Source organism: Bradyrhizobium sp. 164 (assembly GCF_023073715.1).
In the GTDB taxonomy this organism is placed as follows: Bacteria; Pseudomonadota; Alphaproteobacteria; order Rhizobiales; family Xanthobacteraceae; genus Bradyrhizobium.
This window is the reverse complement of sequence record NZ_JADPKA010000063.1, coordinates 18,849-44,090: the sequence shown is the minus strand read 5'-3', so window position 1 is coordinate 44,090 and position 25,242 is coordinate 18,849. Positions and strand designations below refer to the sequence as shown.

Annotated in this window: 20 protein-coding genes and 1 tRNA gene; 14 read left to right on the top strand and 7 right to left on the bottom strand. The window is 65.0% G+C overall.

Features of this window, described 5'->3' with window-relative positions; genetic code table 11:
* Nucleotides 1-66: 66 nt before the first annotated feature.
* On the bottom strand, nucleotides 67-1,503 hold the full coding sequence (locus tag IVB01_RS19695) for a hypothetical protein (RefSeq protein WP_247280797.1): 1,437 nt from the start codon (nucleotides 1,501-1,503) through the stop codon (nucleotides 67-69).
* Nucleotides 1,504-2,117: 614 nt separating this feature from the next.
* Between IVB01_RS19695 and IVB01_RS19690 the strand changes: the two genes are divergently transcribed.
* A complete protein-coding gene (locus tag IVB01_RS19690; RefSeq protein ID WP_247280796.1) occupies nucleotides 2,118-2,669 on the top strand; it encodes a hypothetical protein in 552 nt (183 codons plus the stop codon).
* Between the two features lie 118 nt (nucleotides 2,670-2,787).
* Here the strand turns inward: IVB01_RS19690 and IVB01_RS19685 are convergent.
* Nucleotides 2,788-2,863 (bottom strand) — tRNA-Ile (locus IVB01_RS19685).
* Nucleotides 2,864-3,216: 353 nt separating this feature from the next.
* Nucleotides 3,217-4,191 carry a tripartite tricarboxylate transporter substrate binding protein gene (locus IVB01_RS19680; RefSeq protein ID WP_247280795.1) on the bottom strand — a complete coding sequence of 325 codons (975 nt, stop codon included), beginning with the start codon at nucleotides 4,189-4,191 and terminating at the stop codon, nucleotides 3,217-3,219.
* A gap of 106 nt (nucleotides 4,192-4,297) precedes the next feature.
* Here IVB01_RS19680 and IVB01_RS19675 point away from each other — a divergent pair, with 106 nt between their 5' ends.
* Complete coding sequence (locus IVB01_RS19675; protein ID WP_247280794.1) at nucleotides 4,298-5,263, top strand: TAXI family TRAP transporter solute-binding subunit; 966 nt, start codon at nucleotides 4,298-4,300, stop codon at nucleotides 5,261-5,263.
* Between the two features lie 19 nt (nucleotides 5,264-5,282).
* Here IVB01_RS19675 and IVB01_RS19670 read toward each other — a convergent pair whose 3' ends face one another.
* Entirely contained in the window at nucleotides 5,283-6,512 is a 1,230-nt protein-coding gene (locus IVB01_RS19670; protein ID WP_247280793.1) for an ABC transporter substrate-binding protein, read from the bottom strand.
* Nucleotides 6,513-6,889: 377 nt separating this feature from the next.
* Between IVB01_RS19670 and IVB01_RS19665 the strand changes: the two genes are divergently transcribed.
* Genes IVB01_RS19665 through IVB01_RS19655 form a run of 3 tightly spaced genes read left to right on the top strand, consistent with a single transcriptional unit; the run spans nucleotide 6,890 to nucleotide 10,847 of the window.
* Nucleotides 6,890-7,723: a substrate-binding domain-containing protein gene (locus IVB01_RS19665; RefSeq protein WP_247280792.1), complete on the top strand. Its 834-nt coding sequence runs from the start codon at nucleotides 6,890-6,892 to the stop codon at nucleotides 7,721-7,723.
* A 54-nt stretch (nucleotides 7,724-7,777) separates the two neighbouring features.
* Nucleotides 7,778-8,884, top strand: coding sequence for a molybdopterin-binding protein (locus IVB01_RS19660; RefSeq protein ID WP_247280791.1), 1,107 nt, complete (start codon nucleotides 7,778-7,780; stop codon nucleotides 8,882-8,884).
* A 13-nt stretch (nucleotides 8,885-8,897) separates the two neighbouring features.
* Nucleotides 8,898-10,847 carry a molybdopterin biosynthesis protein gene (locus IVB01_RS19655; RefSeq protein WP_247280790.1) on the top strand — a complete coding sequence of 650 codons (1,950 nt, stop codon included), beginning with the start codon at nucleotides 8,898-8,900 and terminating at the stop codon, nucleotides 10,845-10,847.
* Nucleotides 10,848-10,879: 32 nt separating this feature from the next.
* On the opposite strand, the gene mobA is transcribed toward IVB01_RS19655, so the two are convergent.
* The gene (mobA, locus tag IVB01_RS19650) at nucleotides 10,880-11,515 is read right to left on the bottom strand and encodes a molybdenum cofactor guanylyltransferase MobA (RefSeq protein ID WP_346015461.1); all 636 of its coding nucleotides are present in this window, start codon (nucleotides 11,513-11,515) and stop codon (nucleotides 10,880-10,882) included.
* Between the two features lies 1 nt (nucleotide 11,516).
* Nucleotides 11,517-12,407, bottom strand: coding sequence for a formate dehydrogenase accessory sulfurtransferase FdhD (gene fdhD, locus IVB01_RS19645; protein ID WP_247280789.1), 891 nt, complete (start codon nucleotides 12,405-12,407; stop codon nucleotides 11,517-11,519).
* 104 nt (nucleotides 12,408-12,511) lie between these two features.
* Here fdhD and mobB point away from each other — a divergent pair, with 104 nt between their 5' ends.
* The 7 genes from mobB (at nucleotide 12,512) to ybaK (ending at nucleotide 21,909) form a co-directional block, all read left to right on the top strand.
* Nucleotides 12,512-13,039, top strand: a complete 528-nt coding sequence (gene mobB, locus IVB01_RS19640) for a molybdopterin-guanine dinucleotide biosynthesis protein B (protein ID WP_247280788.1) — start codon at nucleotides 12,512-12,514, stop codon at nucleotides 13,037-13,039.
* Between the two features lie 9 nt (nucleotides 13,040-13,048).
* Nucleotides 13,049-14,305: a gephyrin-like molybdotransferase Glp gene (gene glp, locus IVB01_RS19635; RefSeq protein WP_247494766.1), complete on the top strand. Its 1,257-nt coding sequence runs from the start codon at nucleotides 13,049-13,051 to the stop codon at nucleotides 14,303-14,305.
* A 46-nt stretch (nucleotides 14,306-14,351) separates the two neighbouring features.
* The gene (locus tag IVB01_RS19630) at nucleotides 14,352-14,615 is read left to right on the top strand and encodes a sulfurtransferase TusA family protein (RefSeq protein WP_247280786.1); all 264 of its coding nucleotides are present in this window, start codon (nucleotides 14,352-14,354) and stop codon (nucleotides 14,613-14,615) included.
* Between the two features lie 315 nt (nucleotides 14,616-14,930).
* A complete protein-coding gene (locus IVB01_RS19625) occupies nucleotides 14,931-16,583 on the top strand; it encodes an OFA family MFS transporter (protein ID WP_247280785.1) in 1,653 nt (550 codons plus the stop codon).
* Between the two features lie 149 nt (nucleotides 16,584-16,732).
* Nucleotides 16,733-18,436: an NADH-ubiquinone oxidoreductase-F iron-sulfur binding region domain-containing protein gene (locus IVB01_RS19620; protein WP_247280784.1), complete on the top strand. Its 1,704-nt coding sequence runs from the start codon at nucleotides 16,733-16,735 to the stop codon at nucleotides 18,434-18,436.
* On the top strand, nucleotides 18,433-21,201 hold the full coding sequence (gene fdhF, locus IVB01_RS19615) for a formate dehydrogenase subunit alpha (protein WP_247494765.1): 2,769 nt from the start codon (nucleotides 18,433-18,435) through the stop codon (nucleotides 21,199-21,201). The genes IVB01_RS19620 and fdhF overlap by 4 nt, the downstream gene beginning before the upstream one ends.
* Before the next feature lie 234 nt (nucleotides 21,202-21,435).
* Nucleotides 21,436-21,909 carry a Cys-tRNA(Pro) deacylase gene (gene ybaK, locus IVB01_RS19610; protein ID WP_247280782.1) on the top strand — a complete coding sequence of 158 codons (474 nt, stop codon included), beginning with the start codon at nucleotides 21,436-21,438 and terminating at the stop codon, nucleotides 21,907-21,909.
* Between the two features lie 12 nt (nucleotides 21,910-21,921).
* Here ybaK and IVB01_RS19605 read toward each other — a convergent pair whose 3' ends face one another.
* Nucleotides 21,922-22,605 carry a GntR family transcriptional regulator gene (locus tag IVB01_RS19605; protein WP_247280781.1) on the bottom strand — a complete coding sequence of 228 codons (684 nt, stop codon included), beginning with the start codon at nucleotides 22,603-22,605 and terminating at the stop codon, nucleotides 21,922-21,924.
* A gap of 151 nt (nucleotides 22,606-22,756) precedes the next feature.
* On the opposite strand from IVB01_RS19605, the gene tcuA reads away from it, so the two are divergent.
* Complete coding sequence (gene tcuA, locus IVB01_RS19600) at nucleotides 22,757-24,148, top strand: FAD-dependent tricarballylate dehydrogenase TcuA (protein ID WP_247494764.1); 1,392 nt, start codon at nucleotides 22,757-22,759, stop codon at nucleotides 24,146-24,148.
* Entirely contained in the window at nucleotides 24,135-25,241 is a 1,107-nt protein-coding gene (gene tcuB, locus IVB01_RS19595; protein ID WP_247280779.1) for a tricarballylate utilization 4Fe-4S protein TcuB, read from the top strand. The genes tcuA and tcuB overlap by 14 nt, the downstream gene beginning before the upstream one ends.
* Nucleotide 25,242 lies beyond the last annotated feature (1 nt).

Here is a 25,242-nt window from a genome sequence, read left to right as displayed (position 1 = left end):
GAGCTTGCATGCGCAGAGTGTCGACGCGGCTCGCGATCGGGCTTGTGCGAGCGGCGCGATATTTCGCTATCCCAGCAGGTGAAGATCCGACAGAAGGTGGGCGGAAAGATCGCCACCCAGCGCGAGATTGCCGTGGCCGCCGTCCCCGCCAAGTCCGGCGATCTGGATCGCACTCTGGTCGATGTGCACGTTGTTGACCTGATCGGCTACGGCCGTCGAATGGGGACCCGCGATTGCGATGTTGATGGGTGCATAGATCGCGACGCTGACATCGATCAGGCTGCCGGCAAAATAGCCCTTGCCGCCATTGCCTGCGCCGTTCGAACCGGTCGCGATCGTGTCGGAGCCGCCCCACAAGCCGTGGGAGAGAAGGCTTGCATGGCCGCCCGCCGCGGCGTTGCTGTTGCCGCCGTACCCGCCAATGCCGGCGATCTGAATGATGGATTGATCCACGTAGGCGTCATTTGTCTGAACCGCGTAAACGTTGGAACCATAGCCCGCGACTGCGATGTTGATCGGGTCGTACAGTACGAAGGAAGTATGGACGAGCCCGCCGTAGAACGCGCCATCGCCGCCATTGCCAGCCTGGCTTCCGCCCGTTTGAACGTCGAAGAAGCCCCCTCCGTTGCTTGATCCCCAACTGGGGTCGAGCGTGATGACGCTGCCGCCGGCGGCCACGTTTGCATTTCCGCCGCTTCCGCCGACGCCCGCGAGCTGAGCGGCCGATTGATCGATGTCGACCGTGTTCGATTGACTTGCAAGCGCGGTGCCGCCCGAACCCGCCACGGCAATGTTGATCGGATGATAGATCACCACGGGAGCGTCCACGATCGCACCCGAGAAATAGCCGCTGCCGCCGTTTCCGGCGCTGTTGTCGCCGCTCGCGATCACGCCGGCGCTCAAGGACGTACTGACGCTCCCTCCCGATACAATGTTGTCATTGCCGCCATGGCCGCCGACGCCGGCCACCTGAAGAGCGGATTGATCGACATTCAAATTGTTGGGCTGGTTGGCCAGGGCGACCGAGCCGTATCCCATACTCACCGAGATGTTGATCGGTTCGTAGATCAGCAGGGACGCGCGAATGATCCCTCCATAAAAGTAGCCATCCCCGCCGTTTCCCGCCGTGTTCGCCCCACTCTCGACCGAAGCAATGCCCGTCCCTGGATGTGATGCGCCGGCTGCAGGCTTCGTGGACGAAACGTCCAGGCCCGCCGCAGCGTGGTTGCCGGCGTGGCCGCCCGTGTCGACCCCCGACGTGGGATGTTTGGATTGAACCGGGTCGGCCTCGTGATGCTGGATGTTCGCGCTCGCGTGGTGGGCTCCAGGACCAGCAAATTGACCCGCAAGAGGGCCTGGACCATGGAGCAGAGCGCCACCGCCGACCTGAGCTACTAACGAAGCACTCGGCCCAGGGCCCGGTCCGCGCTCGCCATCGTAGCCATCGTGGTGATGCGAGGCGTGATGCAGTCGGATTCCATCCGACATCCGCGAAAAATCCATCGTAGCCTCCCTCATCGCGATCGCTCCGCGCGATCGGACGGGTTCTGCGCTCCGGACACAATGTCATCCCGGGAAGGTCGAATGCCCAGTCGTCAGTTCGGATATGGCGCTTCGTCGGGCACCCGTAACAACGGCTACATCCGTTCGGGTGGGCTACAGCCTTGCAAGCTTGCGCGGGCCGAGCTTGGAAGTGCGACCTTGAGGGGATGGCGAAAATGGACGATCGGGCTGGTGGAGAGGTCGTCGTAGGGTCTGTGGCCAAAACGAATCCACCGCAATGCCCGATTTAAGTCGCATTGCGACCTAGGTCACGGCCAAAGCTCGTGTTCGGGCAGGGGCGCAACACCGGGGTTTCCATGTCCGGTCATTTGCGATTTTGTTTCGCCGCTTTTGTACTTGTTGCAGGTCTCCCGACGTCATCAGCGTCTTCGAACCCATTTTCCGGATTCTTCAATGCCGGTCCCGCGACAGCCTCTGCGCCCACTTCCGCGGAAGTCGCGGAAGTGAAGTGCTTATCGCGGCCCGGCAGGTCGACCGCCGACGGCCAGCGCTGGGTCTATCGGGTGGAAGGCCGGCGCAGATGCTGGTTCCAGGTCGCCGAAGGGACAGAGTCGGTGAAGATGCCGGTGCGGTATAGCGCCGCCAGATATCGTGTTGCCATGGCCGAAGAGAACAAGACCGCGGCGCGCAAGCGGAAGGCGATGGTAGATGCGCGCGCGGAGCTGCAGCGCTCCGCAGCGGTGGACACGTCTCGGCCGAGCCCGTCCGCGCCCGTGCAGGTGGTTGATGCCGGTCCCATCCTTGCTACCGGGATTGCGACCCGCGTGTCGCCGGCCCCCTTCTCCAAACGCGCCGACCGGCTCACGCCGGACGAAATCGCGCCGCGCCAAGTCGACGTGGATGCACGTTTGGCAGCCGCGCCCGCCGCCAGTGACGTGGTTGCCGCCTCGGCGCCTTCGGCGACGCCGCTCGCTTTTTCCGCCGCCGAGGCGGGTGATGGCGGGCAGGGCTGGACCTGGCTTGGCATGCTGCTGATGGCCTTGGGGCTCGTCTCCGTCTTGACCGCGAGCCGAACCACTCGCTGGGCCGTGCCGCTGCCCCACCTTTATTTCGCTTGCCAGAGGCTGATGCTGGTCAAGACGCGACCTCGCGGGGAGGCTCGCTAGATCGAACGTTGAGCGGGAGTTTGATAACCATTGAAGCGATCAATGAGCGGCAGCGCGCGGCGTTTCTGTTGCAGCAAGGGAAAAACGAAAGCCTGCCAAGTGGTGATGATCGATTTACTGGTGGGCCCGGCAGGACTCGAACCTGCAACCAGACCGTTATGAGCGGCCGGCTCTAACCATTGAGCTACAGGCCCCGCCGCGAGGCGGCCATTTTTGCAAGCGGCCGGCAACGGTGCGCGGTTCGTTTACAGGGCCTGGGGCGGGGGTGCAATGCTGGCTCTGCTCAAACGGAACGCCGGGCGCCGCGTGGCAAGCGCGGCTCTTTGGTTGATTGCGGGATTCGGAATAGTCGCATTTTGCCATTGTTTTGCCCGACGAGTCAAACGGCTCTGCGATCATGTGCCGGCGGCTGTCCTTCCGTTTCCGTAACCCGCTGAAATTGCTCACGTCTTCTACTGTGCATGGGGTTGTTTTCGCACTTTTGTGGTGAGGGGCCCGCCGGTCCCCCGAACGTTTGCCGGCGAGCAACCGCACCCGCCGCGGGGCCCTAATCCACCGACACGCCGGCGAACTCGACCACCTTCCGCCACTTCTCGGTCTCGTCCGCGACCAGCTTGCCGAACTCGGCCGGCGTCATCGGCTTGGGGATGCCGCCGGTCTCCGCCAGGCGTGCCACCAGCTTCGGGTCCTTCAGCGCTTCGCCCACCGCCTTGTTGAGGATCTCGATGACCTCGCTTGGGGTGCCCTTCGGCGCGGAGATGCCGTAGAAGCCGACCGCTTCGAAGCCCGGCACGGTCTCGGCGATCGCGGGCACGTCGGGAACGCTCGGCCAGCGCTGCGGGGAGGTCACCCCTAGCGCGCGGACATTGCCGCCCTTGGCCTGCTCCAGCGCGGACGGCAGGTTGTCGAAGATCAGCTGCACCTTGTTGGAGATGATGTCGGGGAAGGCGATGGCCGAGCCGCGATAGGGCACGTGCACCATGTCGCATTTGGTCATCACCTTGAACAGCTCCGCCGACATATGCACCGAGGTGCCGTTGCCGGACGAGGCAAAGGAGACCTTGCCGGGATTGGCCTTGCAATAGTCGATGAACTCCTGAACCGTCTTCGCCGGAAACGCATTGGAGACGACCAGCATGTTGGTGAGCTGCATGATGCTGGCGACCGGCACGGTGTCGCGCAGGAAGTCGAACGGCAGCTTCTTGTAGAGCGAGGTCGAGATCGCATTGTTGGGTGCGACGAACAGCAGCGTGTAGCCGTCCGGCGGCGAATTGATCGCGGCGGCGGCCGCGATGTTGCCACCGGAGCCGGTGCGGTTCTCGACGATGAATTGCTGACCGAGGCGGTCCGACAGCCACTGCGCCATGATCCGCGCCACGATGTCGACCGGGCCGCCGGCGGAAAAGCCGATCAGCCAGTGCACGGGGCGGTCGGGATACGCAGCGGAGGCGCGCGGCGTGGCGCCGAAAAGCGTGGCAAGAACGACGAGCCCGAAAACACCATTACGCAAAATTCGCAACATCACGCCTCCCATTGCTTTATTGTCTTTGGGCGACATGCTTTCACAAAATCCGGCTGCTGCCTACATCGTCGCAAGTCGGTGTTGACGCAGGTCCGCGGGAGCGACCATGAGATTCGCAACGTTCATCCTCGTCAGTGCGGCGCTGCTCTTTGGCCCCGCTGCTGCCCAGACCGGAGGCACGGCCATTTCGATCACGACGATCAGTTTGGGCACCGCAACGCCCGGCGGCGGCTTTCCACTCTATGGCAACGCGTTCGCCGAGGTGATGAACGCAGCCGACCCCCAAATTTCCGTCGTCCCGCGCAACACCAAGGGCAGCAGCGAGAACATTCCGCTTTTGGAGAAGGGCGAGCTTGATCTCGCGCTGGTCGCAGGCGAGCCGGCCTACGAGGCCTTCGCCGGCATTGGCCGTGCGAAGGTGGCGCTGAAGATTCTCACCGCGATCTATTCCAACCCTGGCATGTTCGTGGTGCGGGCGGACAGTCCCTACAAGACGATTCACGATCTGGTCGGACAGCCCGTGGCCTTCGGCGCCAAAGGCTCGGGCCTGCCGATCCTGGCGCGCTATGTGCTTGACGGACTCGGCCTGAAGCAGGACGAGGATTTCAAGGCGGTCTATCTCGACCGCGCCGGCGACGGCCCGGCGATGGTCGAAGACGGCCGCGTCGCCGCGCTGTGGGGCGCCGGCATCGGCTGGCCCGGCTTTGCCGCGGTGGCATCAAGCGCATCAGGCGCGCGCTTCATTGCGCCTGAGCTGGACGAGATCGCGCGCATCCGCGCCAAGCATGCGTTCCTCAAGCCGCTCACCGTGCCGGCCAATACTTATCCGAAGCAGACGGAGCCGATCGCCTCGCTCGGCTCGTGGAGTTTTGTGCTGACGCGCGAGGATCTGCCTGACGATGTCGCCTATCGCCTCGCCAAGACGCTGCACGGCGTCGAGGCGACGTTCTGCAAGAAGCTCGCGCAGGCCTGCGAGACGACGGCCGCGAACACAGTCGCGGCAGCGCCGAAGCCGGAGCTGATCCATCCGGGCGTGATGACGTATTTTCGCGAGATCGGCGTGGCGAAGTGACGATCGCTTTAGGCGATCGTCACTTCTTCACCAGCGGACACGCCGGGTCCGGCGGCCCGAACGCCTTGTCGCCGGAAATGGTCGTGAGGATCTTGTAATAGTCCCAGGGATATTTGCTCTCCTCCGGCGTCTTCACCTGCACCAGCCAGAGGTCGTGCACCATCAGATTGTCCTCGCGCAAGCGGCCGTTGCGGGCGAAGAAATCTTCGATCGGCTTCTCGCGCATTTTTGCGGCGACCTTGAGCGGATCGTCTGTGCCGGTTTCCTTGATCGCGTTGAGATAGTGCATCACGCTGGAATAGACCCCGGCCTGCCACATCGACGGCATCTTGTTCATCTTGGCGAAATACCGCTTCGACCATTCGCGGGTTTTGTCGTCCATGTCCCAATAGAACGACGTCGTCAGGAGCAGGCCCTGCGCAGCCTGCAGGCCGAGGCCGTGGATGTCGGTGATCAGCGCCAGCAGCGCCGCCATCTGCTGGCCGCCCTTGAACACGCCGAACTCCGAGCCGGTCTTGATCTCGTTCATGTTGTTGGGGGGGCCGGCGGCAATGCCGATGATCTTGGCCTTGGAGGCCTGCGCCTGCAGCACGAAGGAGGAGAGGTCGGGCGTCGCCAGCGGGGGCCGGACCGAGCCCAGCACCTTGCCGCCATTGGCGGTGACGACGGCGGAAGCGTCGCGCTCCAGCGAATGGCCGAAGGCGTAGTCGTCGGTAATGAAGAACCAGCTGTCGCCGCCGCGCTTGACCACCGCATCCGCTGTGCCGACCGCGAGGGCGCGGGTGTCGAACACCCATTGGATCGCATAAGGAGAGCAGAACTTGCCGTGGAAATCCGCGGTGCCCGTGGAGTGGGTGATGAACAGCCGCTTCTTCTCGTTGGCGACGTTCTGCACCGCGAGCCCGACCGCGGAGACCGGCACGTCGACGATCAGATCGACCTGGTCGACGTCGTACCAGCGCCGCGCGATCGTGCCGCCGATGTCGGCCTTGAGCTGGTGGTCGCCGATCACGACGCTGATCGGCTTGCCGAGCACGGTGCCGCCGAAATCGTCGATCGCCATCTGCGCCGCCGTCACCGAGCCCTGGCCGGTCGGTGCCGAGGCCGGCCCGTTCATGTCGGTGAGCACGCCGATCTTGACGACGTCGTCGGACACCTGCGCCATTGCGGCATCCGGCAGCAGCGCCGCCGCCGAGAACGTCGCGGCGAAGGCGGCCGCGACCGGCAGTCCAAACCTGATTGGATTCATGGTTCTCCTCCCCTGATCCGGCTCGTTGGCCGGTGTTGCCCGGGTATGCCCGGCTGAATTGGTTTCTTTTGCAACTATTTGGGGGCGGGCGTCAATGTCAGGCGGCGAAGCGGCTCCGTCGGGCCGGCGAAGGGTCGTAGCCGGTGGGCTCCTTGGCACGCTGGCGCGGCCGCCCTTCGCCGAGCAGCCGGGCAGGGCCTGCATGGCGGGGCGGAAATAGCTACGCTGCCGCATCGCGAGGTCGAGCGCGCCGCCGCCGCGCGCGGGCGATGCCGCAATCGGTCTGGCCGGCGCAGAGCGCAAGGAGCCCCGATGCGTCACGAGTGCGGCGCAATCGATCATCATCATGATCCCGTCAAGCCAATGGGAACCCGATCATGGCCGTCCGCCGCCTGTCCGTTGCATTCGCACTTCTCTGCGGCCTTGCCGCGGGCGTTGCGGCGTCATCCGCTGAGGAGCGCGGCATCGTCCTCGCGTCGACGACGGCGACGCAGGAGTCCGGCCTGCTCGATTATCTGCTGCCGATCTTCCGCGCGAAGACCGGCATCGACGTGACGGTGATCGTGCGGCGCGCCGATGAAGTACTCGAGGGGGCGCGAAGGGGCGAAGTCGACGTCGTGCTGATGCATGCGCGACCGCAGGAGGAGAAATTCGTCGCCGACGGTTTTGGCGTGAAGCGCCTCGACGTGATGTACAGCGATTATGTGCTGATCGGGCCGAAGAGCGATCCCGCGGGCGTGAAGGGCAAAGACATCGCGACCGCGCTGAAGGCGATCGAAGCCAAGGGGACGCCGTTCATGACGCGCGGTGACCGCTCGGGCACCCATGCCGCGGAGCTCGCGCTCTGGATCGTCGCCGGCATCGACATCGCGAGCGCCAAGGGCGCCTGGTATCGCGAGGCCGGGCCCGGCATGAAGGCAGCCCTCGAGGCCGCGCGCGCCGCGAACGCCTATGCGCTGTCGGACCGCGGCAGCTGGATCTCGTTCAGGGATCGCGGCGATCTCGGTATCGTCGTCGAAGGCGACAGGCGACTGCTCAATCAGTACGGCGTGATGCTGGTGAACCCCGACAAGTTTCCGAACGTGAAGAAGGACCTCGCGCAGACCTTCATCGACTGGCTGACCTCGCCGGAGGGGCAGACCGCGATCGCCGGCTACAAGATCGACGGGCAGCAGCTGTTCTTCCCCAATTCGGACAGGTCCGGCGGGTAATGTCCGTAGCACTGGCGGTTGCCAAACCGGGCGATGCATGGTCCATCATGGCGCATGATTCAGCGCCTGCCGTCCTCGCTCACGCCGCTCGACGCTGCGCTCGCCGCGTTGCTGCGAGGCGTCGATCCTGTCGCGCCGATGGAGTTGCCGCTGGCGGAAGCGAGCGGCTGCGTCGCGGTGGGCGCTCCGCTGCTTGCCGCCTATCCCCCGCGCGACATTGCCGCCGCAGACGGTTGGGCGCTCTCCGCCAATGATCTCGTCGGTGCGTCCGCGTATTCGCCGCTGCCACTGGCGATGGCTCCTGCATGGGTCGATGCCGGTGAGGCGATGCCGGAGGGATGCGACTGCGTGCTCGACGCCGGTGCGGTCGAGCTGTCAGGTCCGCTCGCGCAGGTGTTGGCCGAGGCCGTGCCGGGGCAGGGCGTCAGGCGGGCGGGAAGCGACGTCGCAGCGCACACGCCCGCCGGCGCCGAGGGCTATCCGATCGGCGCGGCCGATCTGCTGATCGCGCGCGTCACGCATCTGGAAAAGTTCAGCGTGCGGCGGCCGCGGCTGCGCATCGTCAACGTGCCCGGCGCAACGGCAACGGCGCAGATGATCGCCGGGATCGCGCGCGCGTCGGGGCTGGAGGTGAAGACGTGTGAGGCCGGCGCGCGCGACGGAGCATCGATTGCCGAGACGCTCGACGCTTCCTCCTGCGATCTGCTGCTGACAGTCGGCGGCAGTGGCGTCGGCCGTGGGGATGCAGCTGTCGCGGCGCTGGCCCAGCGTGGCGAGGTGCTTGCCCATGGCCTTGCGCTCCAGCCTGGACGCACCGCTGCGGTCGGCCGGCTCGAAAAGGTTCCGATTGTCGCCTTGCCCGGCTCGCCCGATCATGCGCTCGCGGCCTGGCTCGCGCTCGTGCTGCCGCTCATCGATCACTTGTCGGCGCGCCGGCCACGCCGACAGCTGACCTTGCCGCTCGCACGCAAGATTGCATCCGGTGTGGGCATCGCAGAAATGGCCCTGCTGGTCGAGGAACATCATGCGTGGATGCCGCTTGCCGTGGGCGAATGGCCGCTCCAGGCCATCGTGCGCGCCGATGCATGGCTGCTCGTCCCCGCCAGCCACGAGGGATTTGCGGCGGGCACGCCGGTCGGTGCCTATCTGATGCGGGAATGATATGGGTTCCGGCATGACGATGATTCCGCGATCGCAAGAGCGCAGCGCGCTCGAACAGGAGCAATTCCTCAAGATCCTGTCGCGCGAGGAAGCGCTGGGACGTTTCGAGGCGGCGCTGTTCCCGCGGTCGATTCCGAGTGCACCGTGCAGGCTCGCCGATGCACTCGGTGCGGCGCTCGCCGAAGACGTCACGGCACCGATCGACGTTCCGCCGTTCGACCGCTCCAATGTCGACGGTTTTGCCGTCCGCTCCGCCGATGTCGTTGCGGCAGGGGAAGGTGCACCCGTTCGTCTCTGGCTCAATGATGAAGCCATCCACTGCGGCACGGCCCCGACGCTGCAAGTGGCGGCTGGGTCCGCAACGGCGATCGCCACCGGCGGTCCGCTGCCCCGCGGCGCCGACGCTGTCGTCATGGTCGAGCACACCCAGCCGGCAGGATCGGACGCGATCGAGGTCCGTCGCGCCACGTCTCCCGGGCAATTCGTCGCCTATGCCGGATCCGACATCGCGCGCGGCGAAGCGCTGCTGCGTGCGGGGACGATCATCGGTTCGCGCGAGATCGGCATGCTGGCCGCTTGCGGCGTCGCCGAGGTGAATGTCGCGCGCAAGCCGCTTGTGGCCGTCATCTCCACCGGCGACGAATTGGTGCAGCCAGGAGAGCTGCTCGCGCCCGCCGAGATCTACGACACCAATGGTGCGATCGTCACTGCTGCGATCGACGAGAATGGCGGCCAAGCGGTCTTCCTCGGCGCCATTCCCGACGATGAAGCCAAGCTCGAAGCCGCCATGCGCCGCGCGCTGGCGGATGCCGACATGCTGGTGCTGTCGGGCGGCACGTCGAAAGGCGCGGGCGACCTGTCCCATCGCATCATCGGCCGGCTCGGCCAGCCCGGAATCATCGCGCATGGCGTGGCGCTCAAGCCCGGCAAGCCGCTGTGCCTTGCGGTGTGCGACGGCAAGCCGGTGGTGATCCTGCCGGGCTTTCCGACCTCGGCGATGTTCACCTTCCACGACATGATCGTGCCGGTGCTGCGCAGGATGGCCGGGCTGCCGCCGCGCTCCGATGCCAAGGTCAGCGCGACCGTGCCGGTCCGCATCGCCTCGGAGCTCGGCCGCACCGAATTCGTCATGGTCTCGCTGGTCGAGGGGCGCGGCGGCCTGATCGCCTATCCCTCCGGCAAGGGGTCTGGTGCGATCACGTCATTCGCGCAGGCCGACGGCTTTTTGCGCATCCACGCGCTCGCCGACCAGATGCCGGCCGGGACCGAAGCCGAGGTAACCCTGTTCACGCCGCATGTGCGCGTGCCGGATCTCGTCATCGTCGGCAGCCATTGCACCGGCCTCGATCTCGTCACGGCACAGCTCGCGCATGCCGGTCTTTCCGTCCGCTCGATCGCCGTCGGCAGTCTCGGCGGGCTCGCGGCGGCGCGGCGCGGGGAATGCGATCTCGCGCCGATCCATCTGTTCGACGACAGAAGCGAGACCTACAACTCGCCCTATCTCGTCGAAGGGCTTGAGCTCGTTCCGGGCTGGCGGCGGATGCAGGGCATCGTCTTCCGCAAAGGCGACAAGCGTTTCGAAGACCTCAGTGCGAAGGAGGCGGTCGCGGCTGCGATCTCTGATCCCGCCTGCATCATGGTCAACCGCAATCAGGGCGCCGGCACGCGCATCCTGATCGATCGGCTGCTCGGCGGCGCCCGCCCGGAGGGCTATTGGAACCAGCCGCGCTCGCATAATGCAGTGGCCGCCGCCGTCGCCCAGCACCGCGCCGACTGGGGCATGACCATTGCGCCGGTCGCCCATGCGGGCGGCCTCGATTTCATTCCGCTCGCGGAGGAGCATTATGATTTCGCGCTGGTGACGGCGCGCAAAGACCGGCCGGCAGTGCAGGCCTTTCTCGATGCGCTCGGCTCGCATGAGGCGCGCGCGGCGCTGGAGCGCGCCGGATTTCGGCCTGCGTGAACGGCCCCGCATGCGGCCACGTCGTAAGCGCGCTAGGACGCCTCATCCAGCGCCGCCAGCCGCTCGGCCTCGGCGATGTCCTCGACAGTATTGGCATTGAAGAACGGGTCGAGCGGCTCGGTCGGCCATCTCACCGTCGCCAGCGGATAGCGCGCGGTCCAGCGGTCGATCTTGCGGAGGTCCTCGACCACGAGCGCGTGGCGTAGCTCCTCACGCATGTCCACGCGCCACAGACCGATCACCGGATGCGACTGATCGCCTGATGCCGCGACCGCGAGCTGCGCGTGCTCGCGCGCGCGCGCCTCATGCAGGCGGGTGACCAGATCGCGCGGCAGGAACGGGCAGTCGCCCGCGGCGCTGAGCACCCACTCGATGTTCGGCCGGTTCGCCGCGGTCCAGTCGAGCGCCGCGAGGATGCCGGCCAGCGGGCCGGGAAAGCCGGGCACGTCGTCGGCGACCACCTGCAAGCCGAACGCGGCGAAGCGCGCGGGATCGCCGTTGGCATTGAGGATCATCCCGTTGCATTGGGGTGCAAGGCGCGCGATCACACGCTCCAGGATGGTGCAGCCGCCGATGCTGCGCATTGGCTTGTCACCCCCGCCCATGCGCCGGGCGAGACCGCCGGCGAGCAGCACGCCAACAGTCGGCGGAACACTCGTCGCCGGAATCCTAGTCGTCACCACCTTCACCCTTGCGCTTGTGCTTGGCCGATTCCTCCTCGACGTAAGCGAGATTCTGGTCGTAGACGATGCGGTCCTCGCCCGCGAGTGCGATAAAGCGTTTTCCGCGCGTGCGCCCGACCAGCGTCAGCCCGACCTGTCTTGCGAGATCGACGCCCCAGGCGGTGAAGCCGGAGCGCGACACCAGGATCGGAATCCCCATCCGCACGGTCTTGATCACCATCTCCGAGGTGAGGCGTCCCGTGGTGTAGAGGATCTTGTCGGAGGCATCGACGCCGTGGCGGTACATCCAGCCCGCGATCTTGTCGACCGCATTGTGGCGGCCGACGTCCTCGGTGTAGCAGAGCGGGGTGCCCTCCTTGCACAGCACGCAGCCATGGATTGCGCCGGCCTCCAGATAGAGCGAGGGCATGGTGTTGATGGTCTGGGTCATCTGGTACAGCCACGAGGTGCGCAGCTCTGCCTTCGGCAGTGCGACGCTCTCGACCGCTTCCAGCAGGTCGCCGAAAGCTGTGCCCTGCGCGCAGCCCGAGGTCTGCGTGCGCTTCTTCAGCTTGGCCTCGAAATTGGTGTGATGTGAGGTGCGCACCACGACTACCTGCAGGTCGTCGTCGTATTCGACCTCAGTGACCTCGTCATTGTATTTCAGCATGTTCTGGTTCAGCAGGTAGCCGAGCGCCAGATATTCCGGATAGTCGCCGATCGTCATCATGGTGACGATCTCCTGCGAATTCAGGTAGAGCGTCAGTGGCCGCTCCATCGGCACCTTGATCTCGACCCTGGCGCCAGTCTGGTCAGTCCCGGTCACGCTCTGGGTCAGGCGCGGGTCGTCCGTGTCAGGGACGATCAGGGGCACCGGGGTCTTGTCGATCTTCATCATGGTTGCGAGGTTAGCATGACATTCGGATCAAGCCGATATAAGCATGGCGGGGAAAGGCCGGAGGTTCCATCGGCTCGTGAGCCGTTGGCGGAGATCGGGCGGTTATGAAAGTCATCGGGCTTGCAGGCTGGAGTGGGGCGGGCAAGACCACGCTGTTGACGCGGCTGATCCCGCATTTCAACGCGCAGGGCCTGCGTGTTTCCGTGATCAAGCATGCGCATCACCAGTTCGACGTCGACGTGCCCGGCAAGGATTCCTGGCGCCATCGCGAGGCCGGCGCGGCCGAGGTGCTGGTTGCTTCGGCGAACCGTTGGGCCCTGATGCACGAGCTGCGCGGCGCCAAGGAGCCGCGGCTGCCGGAACTGTTGAGCAAGCTATCCGCGGTCGATCTGGTCGTGGTCGAAGGTTTTAAGCGCGAGCCACATCGCAAGATCGAGGTGCATCGCGGCGCCAATGGCAAGCCACTGCTGTTTCCAGACGATCCCGGCATTGCCGGGATTGTCGCCGACGTCGCGGTTGACACCCGCCTGCCGACTGTCCATCTCGACGATATTCCGGCCGCCGCGGCTTTGTTGCTGCGCGCAGCGATGCCGGTCGACGAAGCGGTGGCAAAAAGCGCCGCGATGCGCTGACGAGGCACCATGGCGCAACTATCGGACGATTGCTTTGCCTTCGGCGGCCCGATGATGTCGGTGGATGAGGCCGTTGGCCTGATCACCACGCGCGTCAATGCGATCGCCGATCTCGAAACGGTTGCGCTCGTCGACGCGGACGGACGCGTACTGGCGCACGACATCGCAGCGCATTTGCCGCTGCCGCCCTTCACCAACTCCGCCGTCGATGGTTACGCCGTGCGCAACGCGGATCTTCCGCAAAGCACCGAGCAAGCGTTGCCGCTCGACGGCCGTATCCAGGCCGGCGGCCTTGCACAGGCACCGATCAAGCCCGGCCACACCGCGCGCATCTTCACGGGCGCGCCGATGCCACTGGGCGCCGAAACCGTCTTCATGCAGGAAGATGTCCGCGTCGATAAGTCCGGCAAGGTGGTGCTGCCGCCGGGATTGAAGCCGGGTGCCAATGTCCGCCCTGCGGGCGAAGACATTCCCGAAGGGTACGTCGCGCTGCGCGCCGGGCAGCGCTTGCGGCCGCAGCATGTCGCTCTTGCGGCAGCATTCGGCCTGACCAGCCTCGACGTCGTCAGGCGCATCCGCGTCGCAGTTTTCTCGACCGGTGACGAGCTGGCCTCGCCCGGCGAGCCGCGCGCGGCCTCGCAACTGTTCGATTCCAACCGCTTCATGCTGATGGCGATGCTGCGCCGGCTCGGCTGCGAGGTCAGCGATCTCGGCATCTTGCGGGACGAGCGTACCTCGCTTGCACATGGCCTGAAGCAGGTTGCAGGCGATCACGACCTGATCCTCACCACTGGCGGCGTCTCGACCGGCGAGGAGGATCACGTCAAGGCGGCGGTTGAGAGCGTCGGCTCGCTGGTGCTGTGGCGGATGGCGATCAAACCCGGCCGACCGGTGGCGATGGGCGTCATCGACGGCACGCCGCTGATCGGATTGCCCGGCAATCCCGTTGCGAGCTTTGTCACCTTCGTGCATGTGGTGCGGCCGACGGTGCTGGCGCTGGCCGGTTCTCTGCCGGAGCCGCACTTGCCGATCCCTGTGCGTGCTGCGTTCACCTACAGGAAGAAGGAAGGCAGGCGCGAATATGTTCGCGCCTCCTTGCGGCGCGGAAAGGATGGCACGCTGGAGGTCATCAAGTTCCCGCGCGAGGGAGCCGGGCTATTGTCCTCACTGGTGGAGACCAGTGGCCTCGTTGAGCTTGGCGAAGACATCACGCAGGTCGAACCTGGACAGGACGTAGGCTTCTTGTTCTATGCCGATCTGCTCTAGCGGTCCTTGCGTTGACGCCATCGATCGGCCCCGCCATGGTGCGCCCATGACCAGAACGACGCTCGACCTCACCGGGTTAAAATGTCCGTTGCCCGCCCTGAAGACCCGAAAAGCACTGAAGCCGTTGCAGCCCGGCGATCAGCTCGAGGTTCACTGCACCGATCCCTTGTCGGTGATTGACATTCCGAACCTGATCCGCGAGACCGGCGACACGGTGGAGATCACAGAGCGCAACGACGCGCGTATCGTGTTCTTGATAGAAAAATCAAATCGTTCGATAGAGAGCGCTAATGGTGCGTCGCGTTCTTGAGAACGTTACCGCGCTGATACCGACCATTTGTCTATCGACATCGTTCATGGCTTCTGCAAATTGGCTTTCTCCGTTCAGGCGCGGAGGTTGAGTCTTGTCTGCGACACGCTGATCGACGGGCCGCGCTCACAATGCCTGTATGTCGTATAGGGCATAGCATCCCGCCCGAGGGGTTAGCATTTCGGATGCGCGTGACGATCCTGACGCGCGTCGAATCATTGAGCGGAGCAGCAGGGACATTTGGCTGCGTCGCTGGACTGGAGATCAGGATCTTAGGGCAGGCTGCTCAGAAGGGCGGCCTCAGGGGAGGAATGCATGGCTAGTGTTGAGAGCGCCGGGACCATTTCGGGCCGTGGCGCGGGGGTTCTTGATCGCGAGCGGACCATCGCGACCGCCGGATTCAACCGCTGGCTGGTGCCGCCGGCGGCGCTGTGCATTCATCTCTGCATCGGCATGGCCTATGGCTTCTCAGTGTTCTGGCTGCCGCTTTCCCGAGCCATCGGCATCACGGCGCCGAAAGCCTGTCCGGATATGTCGCTGTGGCAAGAGCTCTTCACCACCACCTGCGACTGGAAGGTTGCGAGTCTGGGATGGATGTTCACCCTGTTCTTCGTCGTGCTCGGCGTTGCCGCCGCTGTTTGGGGCGGCTGGCTCGAGCGGGTCGGTCCGCGCAAAGCAGGCTTCGTTGCTGCGCTATGCTGGTGCGGTGGCCTGCTGCTTGGCGCGATCGGCATCTATACCCATCAGCTCTGGATCATGTGGCTGGGCTCCGGCGTGATCGGCGGCATAGGTCTTGGTCTCGGTTACATCTCGCCAGTGTCGACGCTAATCAAATGGTTTCCCGACCGCCGCGGCATGGCGACCGGCATGGCAATCATGGGTTTCGGTGGCGGCGCGATGATCGGCGCGCCATTTGCCAACCTCCTGATCAACTACTTCAAGACCTCGACCGATGTCGGTGTATGGCAGGCCTTCGTCGTCATGGCCGTCGTCTATTTCGTCTTCATGACCATTGGCGCTTTCGCTTATCGCGTGACGCCGGCTGGCTGGAAGCCTGAGGGGTGGACGCCGCCGAGCGAGAAGAAGACGATGATCTCCGAGCATCACGTCCATCTCAACAACGCGCACAAGACGCCGCAGTTCTGGCTGATCTGGTGGGTGCTGTGTCTGAACGTGTCGGCGGGCATCGGCGTGATCGGAATGGCTTCTCCGATGCTCCAGGAAATCTTTGCTGGCAAGCTGATCGGACATCCGGAGCTTACCTTTGGTCAGCTCTCGGTCGAGCAGAAGACGGTCATCGCTGGAATTGCGGCGGGCTTCGCCGGCCTGCTATCGCTGTTCAACATCGGCGGCCGCTTCTTCTGGGCAACGCTGTCGGACACGATCGGCCGCAAGAACACCTACTACACGTTCTTTATTCTCGGCATCGTTCTCTACGCGCTGGCGCCGACCTTTGCGGCCATGGGCTCGAAGCTGCTCTTCGTGCTCGGCTTCGGCATCATCCTGTCGATGTATGGCGGTGGATTCGCGACCGTGCCGGCCTATCTCGCCGACATGTTCGGCACCCAGTTCGTCGGCGCCATTCACGGCCGGCTCCTGACGGCGTGGTCCACCGCAGGCATCATCGGCCCGGTCGTGGTGAACTACATTCGCGAGTTCCAACTCGCGGCGGGCGTTCCGCGCGACCAGCTCTACAACACCACGATGTACATTCTTTGTGCGATGCTGATCGCTGGCATCATCTGCAACTACCTGGTCAAGCCGGTCGATCCGAAATGGTACATGAGCGAGGCCGACGTCGCCAAGTTGCAGGCGGCGAATGCGGGCGCCGCCACCGTGCAGACCGGCTCGTTCGGAATCGGCACCGGCGGCCTCGATGTCAAGGCAGCACTGTTCTGGCTCTTCGTCTGCGTTCCGCTGGCGTGGGGTGTCTACAAGACGCTCGAGAGCGCGGTTAAGATCCTCTGATCGCGCAAACCTCTTCGTGGCGTACAGGGCATGCGGCCTTATTGGCCGCATGCCCTTAAATGCCTATTTGAGCGCGAGAATTCTCTTGGCATCTGGTATGCCAGGGCCTAGGATTAGATATGTTCCAAGAAGGGCTACGAGACGCAGCGATGAGCCACGACGTGCAACAGGTCCGCTCGTTCGAACATCCCGGCGGTGGCCGGAAGCGAGCCAAGGCGACCTCCAAGGGACGACAGGTCGACCCCACGGCCGCGCACGAAATCGAGCAGCTGCTCGGCGACAGGCCGCGGCGGCGCGACCTGCTGATCGAACATCTGCACCTGATCCAGGACAAGTACCACCAGATTTCGGCCGCGCATCTCGCCGCGCTCGCCGACGAGATGAAGCTCGCCTTTGCCGAGGTGTTCGAGACCGCGACCTTTTACGCGCATTTCGACGTGGTGAAAGAAGGTGAGCCTGACATCGCCCCGCTGACGATCCGCGTCTGCGATTCGCTGACCTGCGCGATGCTCGGCGGCGAGAAGCTGCTGCAAGATTTGCAGAGCGCATCGGGTCCCGGCATTCGCGTGGTACGCGCGCCCTGCGTCGGCCGTTGCGATACGGCGCCTGCCGCTGAGGTCGGCCACAACTTCGTCGACCACGCGACCGTCGCCAATGTCATGGCGGCCGCGAAGGCCGGCGACACTCACGCGCATCTGCCGAAATATGTCGATTACGACGCCTATGTTGCCGGCGGCGGCTACAAGCTGCTCAATCGCCTCCGCTCCGGCGAATTACCGAAGGACGACCTGCTGAAGGCGCTCGATGACGCTTCGCTCCGCGGTCTCGGTGGCGCCGGCTTCCCGACGGGGCGCAAATGGCGTGCGGTGCTGGGCGAACCCGGCCCGCGCTTGATGGCGATCAACGGCGACGAAGGCGAGCCCGGCACGTTCAAGGACCGCTATTATCTCGAAACCGATCCGCATCGCTTCATCGAGGGCATGCTGATCGGCGCGCATGTGGTGCAAGCCTCCGACGTCTACATCTATCTGCGCGACGAATATCCGGCCTCACGCGAGATCCTTGAGCGCGAGATCGCCAAGCTCCCGCCGGGCGGTCCGACGCTGCATATGCGCCGCGGCGCCGGTGCCTATATCTGCGGCGAGGAATCCTCACTGCTGGAGAGCATCGAAGGCAAGCGCGGCCTGCCCAGGCACAAGCCGCCTTATCCCTTCCAAGTCGGCCTGTTCGGCCTGCCGACGCTGATCAACAACATCGAGACGTTGTGGTGGGTGCGCGACATCGTCGAGAAGGGAGCCGACTGGTGGAAGGGCAATGGCCGCCATGAGCGGCATGGCCTGCGCAGCTTCTCGGTCTCGGGCCGCGTCAAGAATCCCGGCATGAAGCTCGCGCCTGCGGGCATCACCGTGCGCGAGCTGATCGATGAATATTGCGGCGGCATGGCCGACGGCCATCAATTCTACGCGTACCTCCCGGGCGGCGCGTCGGGCGGCATCCTGCCGGCGTCGATGGACGACATCCCGCTCGATTTCGGCACGCTGGAGAAATACGGCTGCTTCATCGGCTCCGCCGCGATCGTGATCCTGTCGCACAAGGACAGCGTGCGCGCAGCGGCACTAAACCTGATGAAGTTCTTCGAGGACGAGAGCTGCGGTCAGTGCACGCCGTGCCGCGTCGGAACCCAGAAGGCCGCGCTGCTGATGCAGAAGCCGGTCTGGAACCGGGCCTTGCTGGAAGAATTGAGCCAGGCGATGCGCGACGCCTCGATCTGCGGGCTCGGACAGGCGGCATCGAATCCGCTGTCCTCGGTAATCAAATATTTCCCTGACGAGTTCAAGGAAGCGGCCGAATGACCAAGATTACGTTCGAGCTCGACGGCAAGCAGGTCGAAGCGAAACCCGGCGAGACGATCTGGCAGGTGGCCCAGCGCCAGGGCCGCGAGATCCCGCACCTCTGTTATTCGCCGGCTCCCGACTATCGCCCCGACGGCAATTGCCGTGCCTGCATGGTCGAGATCGAGGGCGAGCGCGTGCTCGCGGCGTCCTGCAAGCGCACGCCGTCGGTCGGCATGAAGGTGAAGACCGAAAGCGCGCGCGCCGTCGCTGCGCAAAAAATGGTGATGGAGCTGCTCGTCGCCGACCAGCCGGCGCGTGAGACCTCGCACGATCCGGATTCCAAGTTCTGGCATTGGGCCGAGACGACGGGTGTCACCGAGAGCCGCTTCCCCGCTGCCGAGCGCTGGGCGACCGACGCGAGCCATCCGGCGATGCGCGTCAATCTCGACGCCTGCATCCAGTGCGGCCTGTGCGTGCGTGCCTGCCGCGAGGTCCAGGTCAACGACGTCATCGGCATGGCGTACCGCAATGCCGGCGCCAAGATCGTGTTCGACTTCGACGATCCCATGGGGGAATCAACCTGCGTCGCCTGCGGTGAATGCGTGCAGGCCTGCCCGACCGGCGCGTTGATGCCGGCCGTGATGCTCGACGACAAGCAAACGCGCGTCACCTATCCCGACAGGAAGGTGGATTCCCTCTGCCCGTTCTGCGGCGTCGGCTGCCAAGTGACCTACGAGGTCAAGGACGAGAAGGTGATCTACGCGGAGGGCCGCGACGGCCCCGCCAATCACAACCGCCTCTGCGTCAAGGGCCGCTTCGGCTTCGACTACATCCACCATCCGCACCGCCTGACCAAGCCGCTGGTGCGGCTGCCGAATGCGAAGAAGGATGCCAACGACCAGGTCGACCCGGCCAATCCCTTCACTCATTTCCGCGAAGCGAGCTGGCAAGAAGCGCTCGACATCGCGGCCAAGGGTCTGGTCAAGATCCGCGATGAGAAGGGCGCGAAGGCGCTGGCGGGCTTCGGCTCGGCCAAGGGTTCGAACGAAGAGGCCTATCTGTTCCAGAAGCTGGTGCGTACCGGCTTCGGTTCGAACAACGTCGATCACTGCACCCGTCTGTGTCATGCCTCGTCCGTGGCAGCGCTGTTCGAAGGCCTGAGCTCGGGCGCGGTGTCGGCGCCGTTCTCCGCAGCCATGGATGCCGAGGTCATCGTCGTGATCGGCGCAAATCCCACCGTGAACCATCCGGTCGCGGCGACCTTCATCAAGAACGCGGTCAAGCAGAACGGTGCAAAACTGTTCGTGATGGATCCGCGCCGGCAGTCGCTGTCGCGTCATGCGACCAAGCATTTGCAGTTCAAGCCGGGCTCCGACGTCGCCATGCTGAATGCGATGATCAACACGATCATCACCGAAGGCTTGACCGACGACCAATACATCGCCGGCTATACCGAAGGCTTTGACGAGCTCAAGGAGAAGATCAAGGAGTTCACGCCGGAGAAGATGGAGCCGATCTGCGGCGTCCCGGCGCAGACCTTGCGCGAGGTCGCGCGGACCTATGCGCGCGCAAAATCGTCGATCATCTTCTGGGGCATGGGTATCAGCCAGCACGTCCATGGCACCGACAATGCGCGCTGCCTGATTGCGCTGGCGCTGATCACCGGGCAGGTCGGCCGTCCCGGGACCGGCCTGCATCCGCTGCGCGGCCAGAACAACGTGCAGGGCGCCTCCGATGCCGGCCTGATCCCGATGTTCCTGCCGGATTACCAGCCGGTCGGACGCGACGACATGCGCGGCGCTTTCGAGAAGCTGTGGCAACAGGATCTCGACCCCGTCCGCGGCCTGACCGTGGTCGAGATCATGAACGCCATCCACGCCGGCGAGATCACGGGCATGTACATCGAGGGCGAGAACCCCGCGATGTCCGATCCCGACCTCCAGCACGCACGCCACGCGCTGGCCATGCTCGATCATCTCGTGGTGCAGGATCTCTTCGTTACCGAGACCGCGTTCCACGCCGACGTGATCCTGCCGGCCTCGGCCTTCGCCGAGAAGGACGGCTCCTTCACCAACACCGACCGCCGCGTGCAGCTCGCGCGCCAGGTGATCAAGCCGCCCGGCGATGCGCGGCAGGATCTCTGGATCATCCAAGAGATCGGCAAGCGCATGGGGCTGCCGTGGAATTACTCCGGCCCCGGCGACGTCTACACCGAAATGGCGGAGTTGATGCCGTCGCTGAAGAACATCACCTGGGAACGGCTGGTGCGCGAAGGCGCAGTCACCTATCCGGCCGACGCTCCCGACAAGCCCGGCAACGAGATCATCTTCACCACGGGCTTCCCGACGGCGAGCGGCCGCGGCAAGATCGTGCCGGCCAAGGTCATTCCGCCGGACGAGCTGCCCGACGCCGAATATCCGATGGTGCTGTCGACGGGCCGCGTGCTCGAGCACTGGCACACCGGCTCGATGACGCGCCGCGCGCAGGTGCTCGACCAGATCGAGCCCGAGGCGGTCGCGTTCATGTCGCCGAAGGACATGCGCAAGAAGAGGCTCGCGCCGGGCGACTTCATTCGCCTGGAGACCCGCCGCGGCGCCGTCGAGGTCAAAGTGCGCTCCGACCGCGACGTGCCGGAGAACATGGTGTTCATGCCGTTCTGCTACGCAGAGGCGGCGGCGAACCTGTTGACCAACCCGGCGCTCGATCCCTTCGGCAAGATCCCGGAATTCAAGTTCTGCGCGGCCAGGGCCGAACGCGTGGAAATGCGGGACGCTGCGGAGTAGGGGAGAGCCGCGATACGATCGCTCGGGCTGCTCCCAAATCAGTGTCATGCTCCGCGAAGGCGGGGCATCCAGTACGCCGCGGCCCATCGGTTTGATCACAGTCGTCTCGGAGTACTGGATCACCCGGTCCCGTCTCCGCGAAGCTACGCCGGGCCCCCAGTGGTGCTCGGCCGGCGTGCTGACGGCTCCCCCACAACGCTTCGCTCCTCGCAATGACGGTGGTAAATGTGACTGATGTCCAAAGCCACCCCAGCCACGCGGGCGCTTGAATCCGCCGGAGTTGCCTTCACCCTCCACACTTACGACTACGATCCCGACGCCGAGAGCATCGGGCTCCAGGCCGCCTCCGCGCTCGGTGAAGACCCGGCGCGCATGTTGAAGACGCTGATGGCGGTGGTTGACGGCAAGCCGGTCTGCGTGATCGTCCCGTCCAACCAGGAAGTCTCCATGAAGAAGCTCGCCATCGCTGCGGGCGGCAAGTCGGCGCAGATGATGAAGCCGCCAGAGGCCGAGCGCCTGACTGGCTTCAAGGTTGGTGGTATCAGTCCGTTCGGGCAGCGGAAGGCGGTGCGCACTGTGCTCGAGCGGAGCGCGCTCGCGCATGACCAGGTTTATCTCAACGGCGGCCAGCGCGGCTTGCAGGTGCGGGTGAGGCCGGCTGATGTGCGCGACGTTCTGACGGCAGTCGTCGCGGACGTGATTGCCTGAGGCGCCTCGCGCCTATTGCTTCTGCAGCAGCTTGAGCCGGCAGCGCAGCGCCTCGCGGATATGGGCGCGCGCGAGCTGCTCGGCCTTGTCGCCGTCGCGGGCAGCGATAGCGCCGATGATGGCCTGGTGCTCGCCGTGGCTTGTCTTGGGGCGGCCTGTCATGGTGAAGGTGGTCAGTCCGAGCAGGGCGATCCAGTCCTGCAATTCGCGCGACGCATTGTCGAGATAGCGGTTGCGCGCGGCGCGGCAGATCGCCTCGTGGAAGGCGCGGTTGAGCCGCGCCAGTTCGGCAGCGTGGCTGGCGGAGGTCTCGACAAAGGCTTGCTCGATATCGCGGAGCGCGTCGATCTCCGTGGTGGAGGCGTGTTCGGTGGCTAGGCGCGCAGCGGCGCCTTCCATGATCTCGCGCATGGCGTAGAGCTCGAGCACCTCAGAAATGTCGAGGTTGCGCACGATCAGCCCGCGGCCGCCGGCTGGCTCGACGAAGCCGCGTGCCGCGAGGCGTCCCAGGGCTTCGCGAACCGGGGTGCGGCTGACCTTCAGCCGCTGCGCGACCTCTTCCTCGCGCAGGCGGTCGCCGGCACGGTAGGTGCCGGCCTGAAGCGCCTCGCAGAGCGAACGGAACACCGCTTCGCCCAGCGCGACACCACCGCCGCGCGCGATCGTTCCGCCTGTCCTTGCCGGGCGTCTGGCCATTGTCCCTCGATGCGCATCCTGCCCATGCACGACGCGCCGCTTGCGCCGCCTATGTATATCTTTGTATACAAAGGTACGCAACAGCGGTCGTGCTTGGACATGGCCGCTGACGGCAATTGTCTCTAATCTGGCGTGCCATCGGGCAGACGGTATGGGCAGCAAATATGATGTGCTGGTGATCGGCGGCGGCAATGCCGCTCTGTGCGCAGCGATCGCCGCGCGCCGGGGTGGGGCGTCGGTGCTGGTGCTCGAGGGGGCGCCAAAATTCTATCGCGGCGGCAACACCCGTCACACCCGCAACATGCGCTGCGCCCATGATGCCGCGACCGAAATCCTGACCGGCCCCTACACCGAGGAGGAGTTCTGGGAGGACCTGCTGCGCGTCACCGGCGGGCAAACCGACGAGGTGCTGGCCCGTCATATGATCCGGGAGTCCAAGGACATTCTCAACTGGATCGTCGAGCAGGGCGTGCGCTGGCAGCCCTCCCTCGGCGGCACGCTGAGCCTCGGCCGCACCAACTCGTTCTTCCTCGGCGGCGGGCGAGCGATGCTGAATGCGCTCTATCTCACCGCCGAGCAGCTCGGCGTCGAGGTCGAGTACGATGCCGAAGTCATCGACCTAGTTATCGAGCATGGCATGTTCCTCGCCGCCCGCCTTAAGCGGCCGGTCAACGGCGAGATCGAGATCCGCGCGACCTCGCTGGTGGCGGCGGCCGGCGGGTTCGAGGCCAACATCGAATGGCTGAAGCAATATTGGGGCGAGGCCGCCGACAATTTCCTGATCCGGGGCACGCCCTATAACCGCGGCTGGATCCTGAAGATGCTGCTCGATAAGGGTGTGCAGGAAGTCGGCGATCCCACACAGTGCCATGCGGTCGCGATCGACGCCCGTGCGCCGAAATTCGACGGCGGCATCATCACCCGCCATGACTCCGTCGTGTTCGGTATCGTCGTCAACAAGCATGCGCAACGCTTTTACGATGAAGGCGAGGACATCTGGCCGAAGCGCTACGCGATCTGGGGCCGGCTGGTCGCGGCGCAGCCCGACCAAATCGCCTACATCATCTTCGACTCGACAGTGGTCACGAGCTTCATGCCCACGCTGTTTCCGCCGATCGCCGGGCAGACGGTGACCGAGCTCGCCGCCAAGTTAGATCTCGATCCGGCCGCGCTGGAGAAGACGATCACCGAATTCAACGCTGCGGTGCGGCCCGGCACCTTCGATCACACCATCCTCGATGACTGCCGCACCGAAGGCATCACGCCGCAGAAAACCCATTGGGCGCGCCGGATCGCGACGCCGCCTTATCTGGCCTATCCGGTGCGGCCCGGCATCACCTTCACCTATCTCGGCACGCGCGTGAACAAGGAGGCGCGGATGCTGATGGCTGACGGCAGGCCGTCGGCCAACATGTTCGCGGCCGGCGAGATCATGGCCGGCAACGTGCTCGGCAAGGGTTATGCCGCCGGCATGGGCATGACCATCGGCAGCGTGTTCGGGCGGATCGCAGGACGGGAAGCGGCAAAGCATGCACGCAACTAGGATTTTGGACGAAGCCGACCGTCTGATGACGGTCTGCAATTCCTGCCGCTATTGCGAGGGTCTGTGCGCGGTGTTTCCGGCCATGGAGATGCGCCGCGCCTTCTCCGACGGCGATCTCAATTATCTCGCCAATCTCTGCCATGGCTGCGGCGCCTGCTATGTCGACTGCCAGTTCTCGCCGCCGCACGAATTCAACGTCAACGTTCCGAAGACGCTGGCAATTGTGCGCGCCGAGTCCTACGCAGCCTATGCCTGGCCGCAGGCGCTATCAGGCACATTTGCCCGCAACGGGCTGGTCATCAGCATCATCGCCGCGCTCAGCATGGCCGTCTTCATCCTCGGCTTCGCCATTTGGAACGACCGCAGCGTGCTGTTCGGCGTGCACACCGGACCCGGCGCGTTCTACAGGCTGATGCCCCATAACGCGATGGCCGCGCTGTTCAGCGCTGCCTTGCTTTATGCGATCCTCGCGCTCGTATTGAGCGTGCGCGCCTTCTGGCGTGACATCGGTCCGCCGATTGGCGGCCGCGCCGACGGCGGTTCGATTTTTCAAGCGATCCGCGATGCCGGCGAGCTGCGTTACCTCCATGGCGGCGGCGTCGGCTGCTACAACGAAGACGACAAGCCGACCGATCGGCGCAAGCTCTATCACCACCTGACCTTCTACGGCTTCCTGCTGTGCTTTGCGGCGACGTCCGTCGCCACGCTGTATCATTATGTGCTCGGCCGGGAGGCGCCTTATCCGTGGTGGGACCTGCCTGTCGTGCTCGGCACGCTCGGCGGCATCGGCCTGATCATTGGGCCGATCGGGCTCTTCGCCGCCAAGATGCGCCGCGATCCAGCGTTGCTCGACGAGAGCCGCTACGGCATGGACGTGGGCTTCATCGCCATGCTGTTCCTGACGGGTCTTACGGGCATGGCCCTCCTGCTCCTGCGCGAGACCTCTGCGATGGGGCCGCTGCTGGCGCTGCATCTCGGCGCGGTGTTCGCGCTGTTCATCACCATGCCCTATGGCAAGTTCGTGCACGGCATCTATCGCTTCGCGGCGCTGGTGCGTTACGCACAGGAGCGGCGTAGCGAAGCCAGCGCTTGAG

Bases quoted from the DNA above. Each gene is read 5' to 3' on its own strand.
- tcuB (WP_247280779.1), top strand. From the start codon at position 24,135: ATGCACGCAACTAGGATTTTGGACGAAGCCGACCGTCTGATGACGGTC.
- fdhD (WP_247280789.1), bottom strand. From the start codon at position 12,407: ATGATGAAGATCGACAAGACCCCGGTGCCCCTGATCGTCCCTGACACG.
- mobB (WP_247280788.1), top strand. From the start codon at position 12,512: ATGAAAGTCATCGGGCTTGCAGGCTGGAGTGGGGCGGGCAAGACCACG.
- glp (WP_247494766.1), top strand. From the start codon at position 13,049: ATGGCGCAACTATCGGACGATTGCTTTGCCTTCGGCGGCCCGATGATG.
- IVB01_RS19625 (WP_247280785.1), top strand. From the start codon at position 14,931: ATGGCTAGTGTTGAGAGCGCCGGGACCATTTCGGGCCGTGGCGCGGGG.
- IVB01_RS19695 (WP_247280797.1), bottom strand. From the start codon at position 1,503: ATGGATTTTTCGCGGATGTCGGATGGAATCCGACTGCATCACGCCTCG.
- IVB01_RS19665 (WP_247280792.1), top strand. From the start codon at position 6,890: ATGGCCGTCCGCCGCCTGTCCGTTGCATTCGCACTTCTCTGCGGCCTT.
- ybaK (WP_247280782.1), top strand. From the start codon at position 21,436: ATGTCCAAAGCCACCCCAGCCACGCGGGCGCTTGAATCCGCCGGAGTT.
- IVB01_RS19605 (WP_247280781.1), bottom strand. From the start codon at position 22,605: ATGGCCAGACGCCCGGCAAGGACAGGCGGAACGATCGCGCGCGGCGGT.
- IVB01_RS19675 (WP_247280794.1), top strand. From the start codon at position 4,298: ATGAGATTCGCAACGTTCATCCTCGTCAGTGCGGCGCTGCTCTTTGGC.
- fdhF (WP_247494765.1), top strand. From the start codon at position 18,433: ATGACCAAGATTACGTTCGAGCTCGACGGCAAGCAGGTCGAAGCGAAA.
- tcuA (WP_247494764.1), top strand. From the start codon at position 22,757: ATGGGCAGCAAATATGATGTGCTGGTGATCGGCGGCGGCAATGCCGCT.
- IVB01_RS19630 (WP_247280786.1), top strand. From the start codon at position 14,352: ATGACCAGAACGACGCTCGACCTCACCGGGTTAAAATGTCCGTTGCCC.
- IVB01_RS19655 (WP_247280790.1), top strand. From the start codon at position 8,898: ATGACGATGATTCCGCGATCGCAAGAGCGCAGCGCGCTCGAACAGGAG.
- IVB01_RS19660 (WP_247280791.1), top strand. From the start codon at position 7,778: ATGATTCAGCGCCTGCCGTCCTCGCTCACGCCGCTCGACGCTGCGCTC.
- IVB01_RS19620 (WP_247280784.1), top strand. From the start codon at position 16,733: ATGAGCCACGACGTGCAACAGGTCCGCTCGTTCGAACATCCCGGCGGT.
- IVB01_RS19680 (WP_247280795.1), bottom strand. From the start codon at position 4,191: ATGTTGCGAATTTTGCGTAATGGTGTTTTCGGGCTCGTCGTTCTTGCC.
- IVB01_RS19670 (WP_247280793.1), bottom strand. From the start codon at position 6,512: ATGAATCCAATCAGGTTTGGACTGCCGGTCGCGGCCGCCTTCGCCGCG.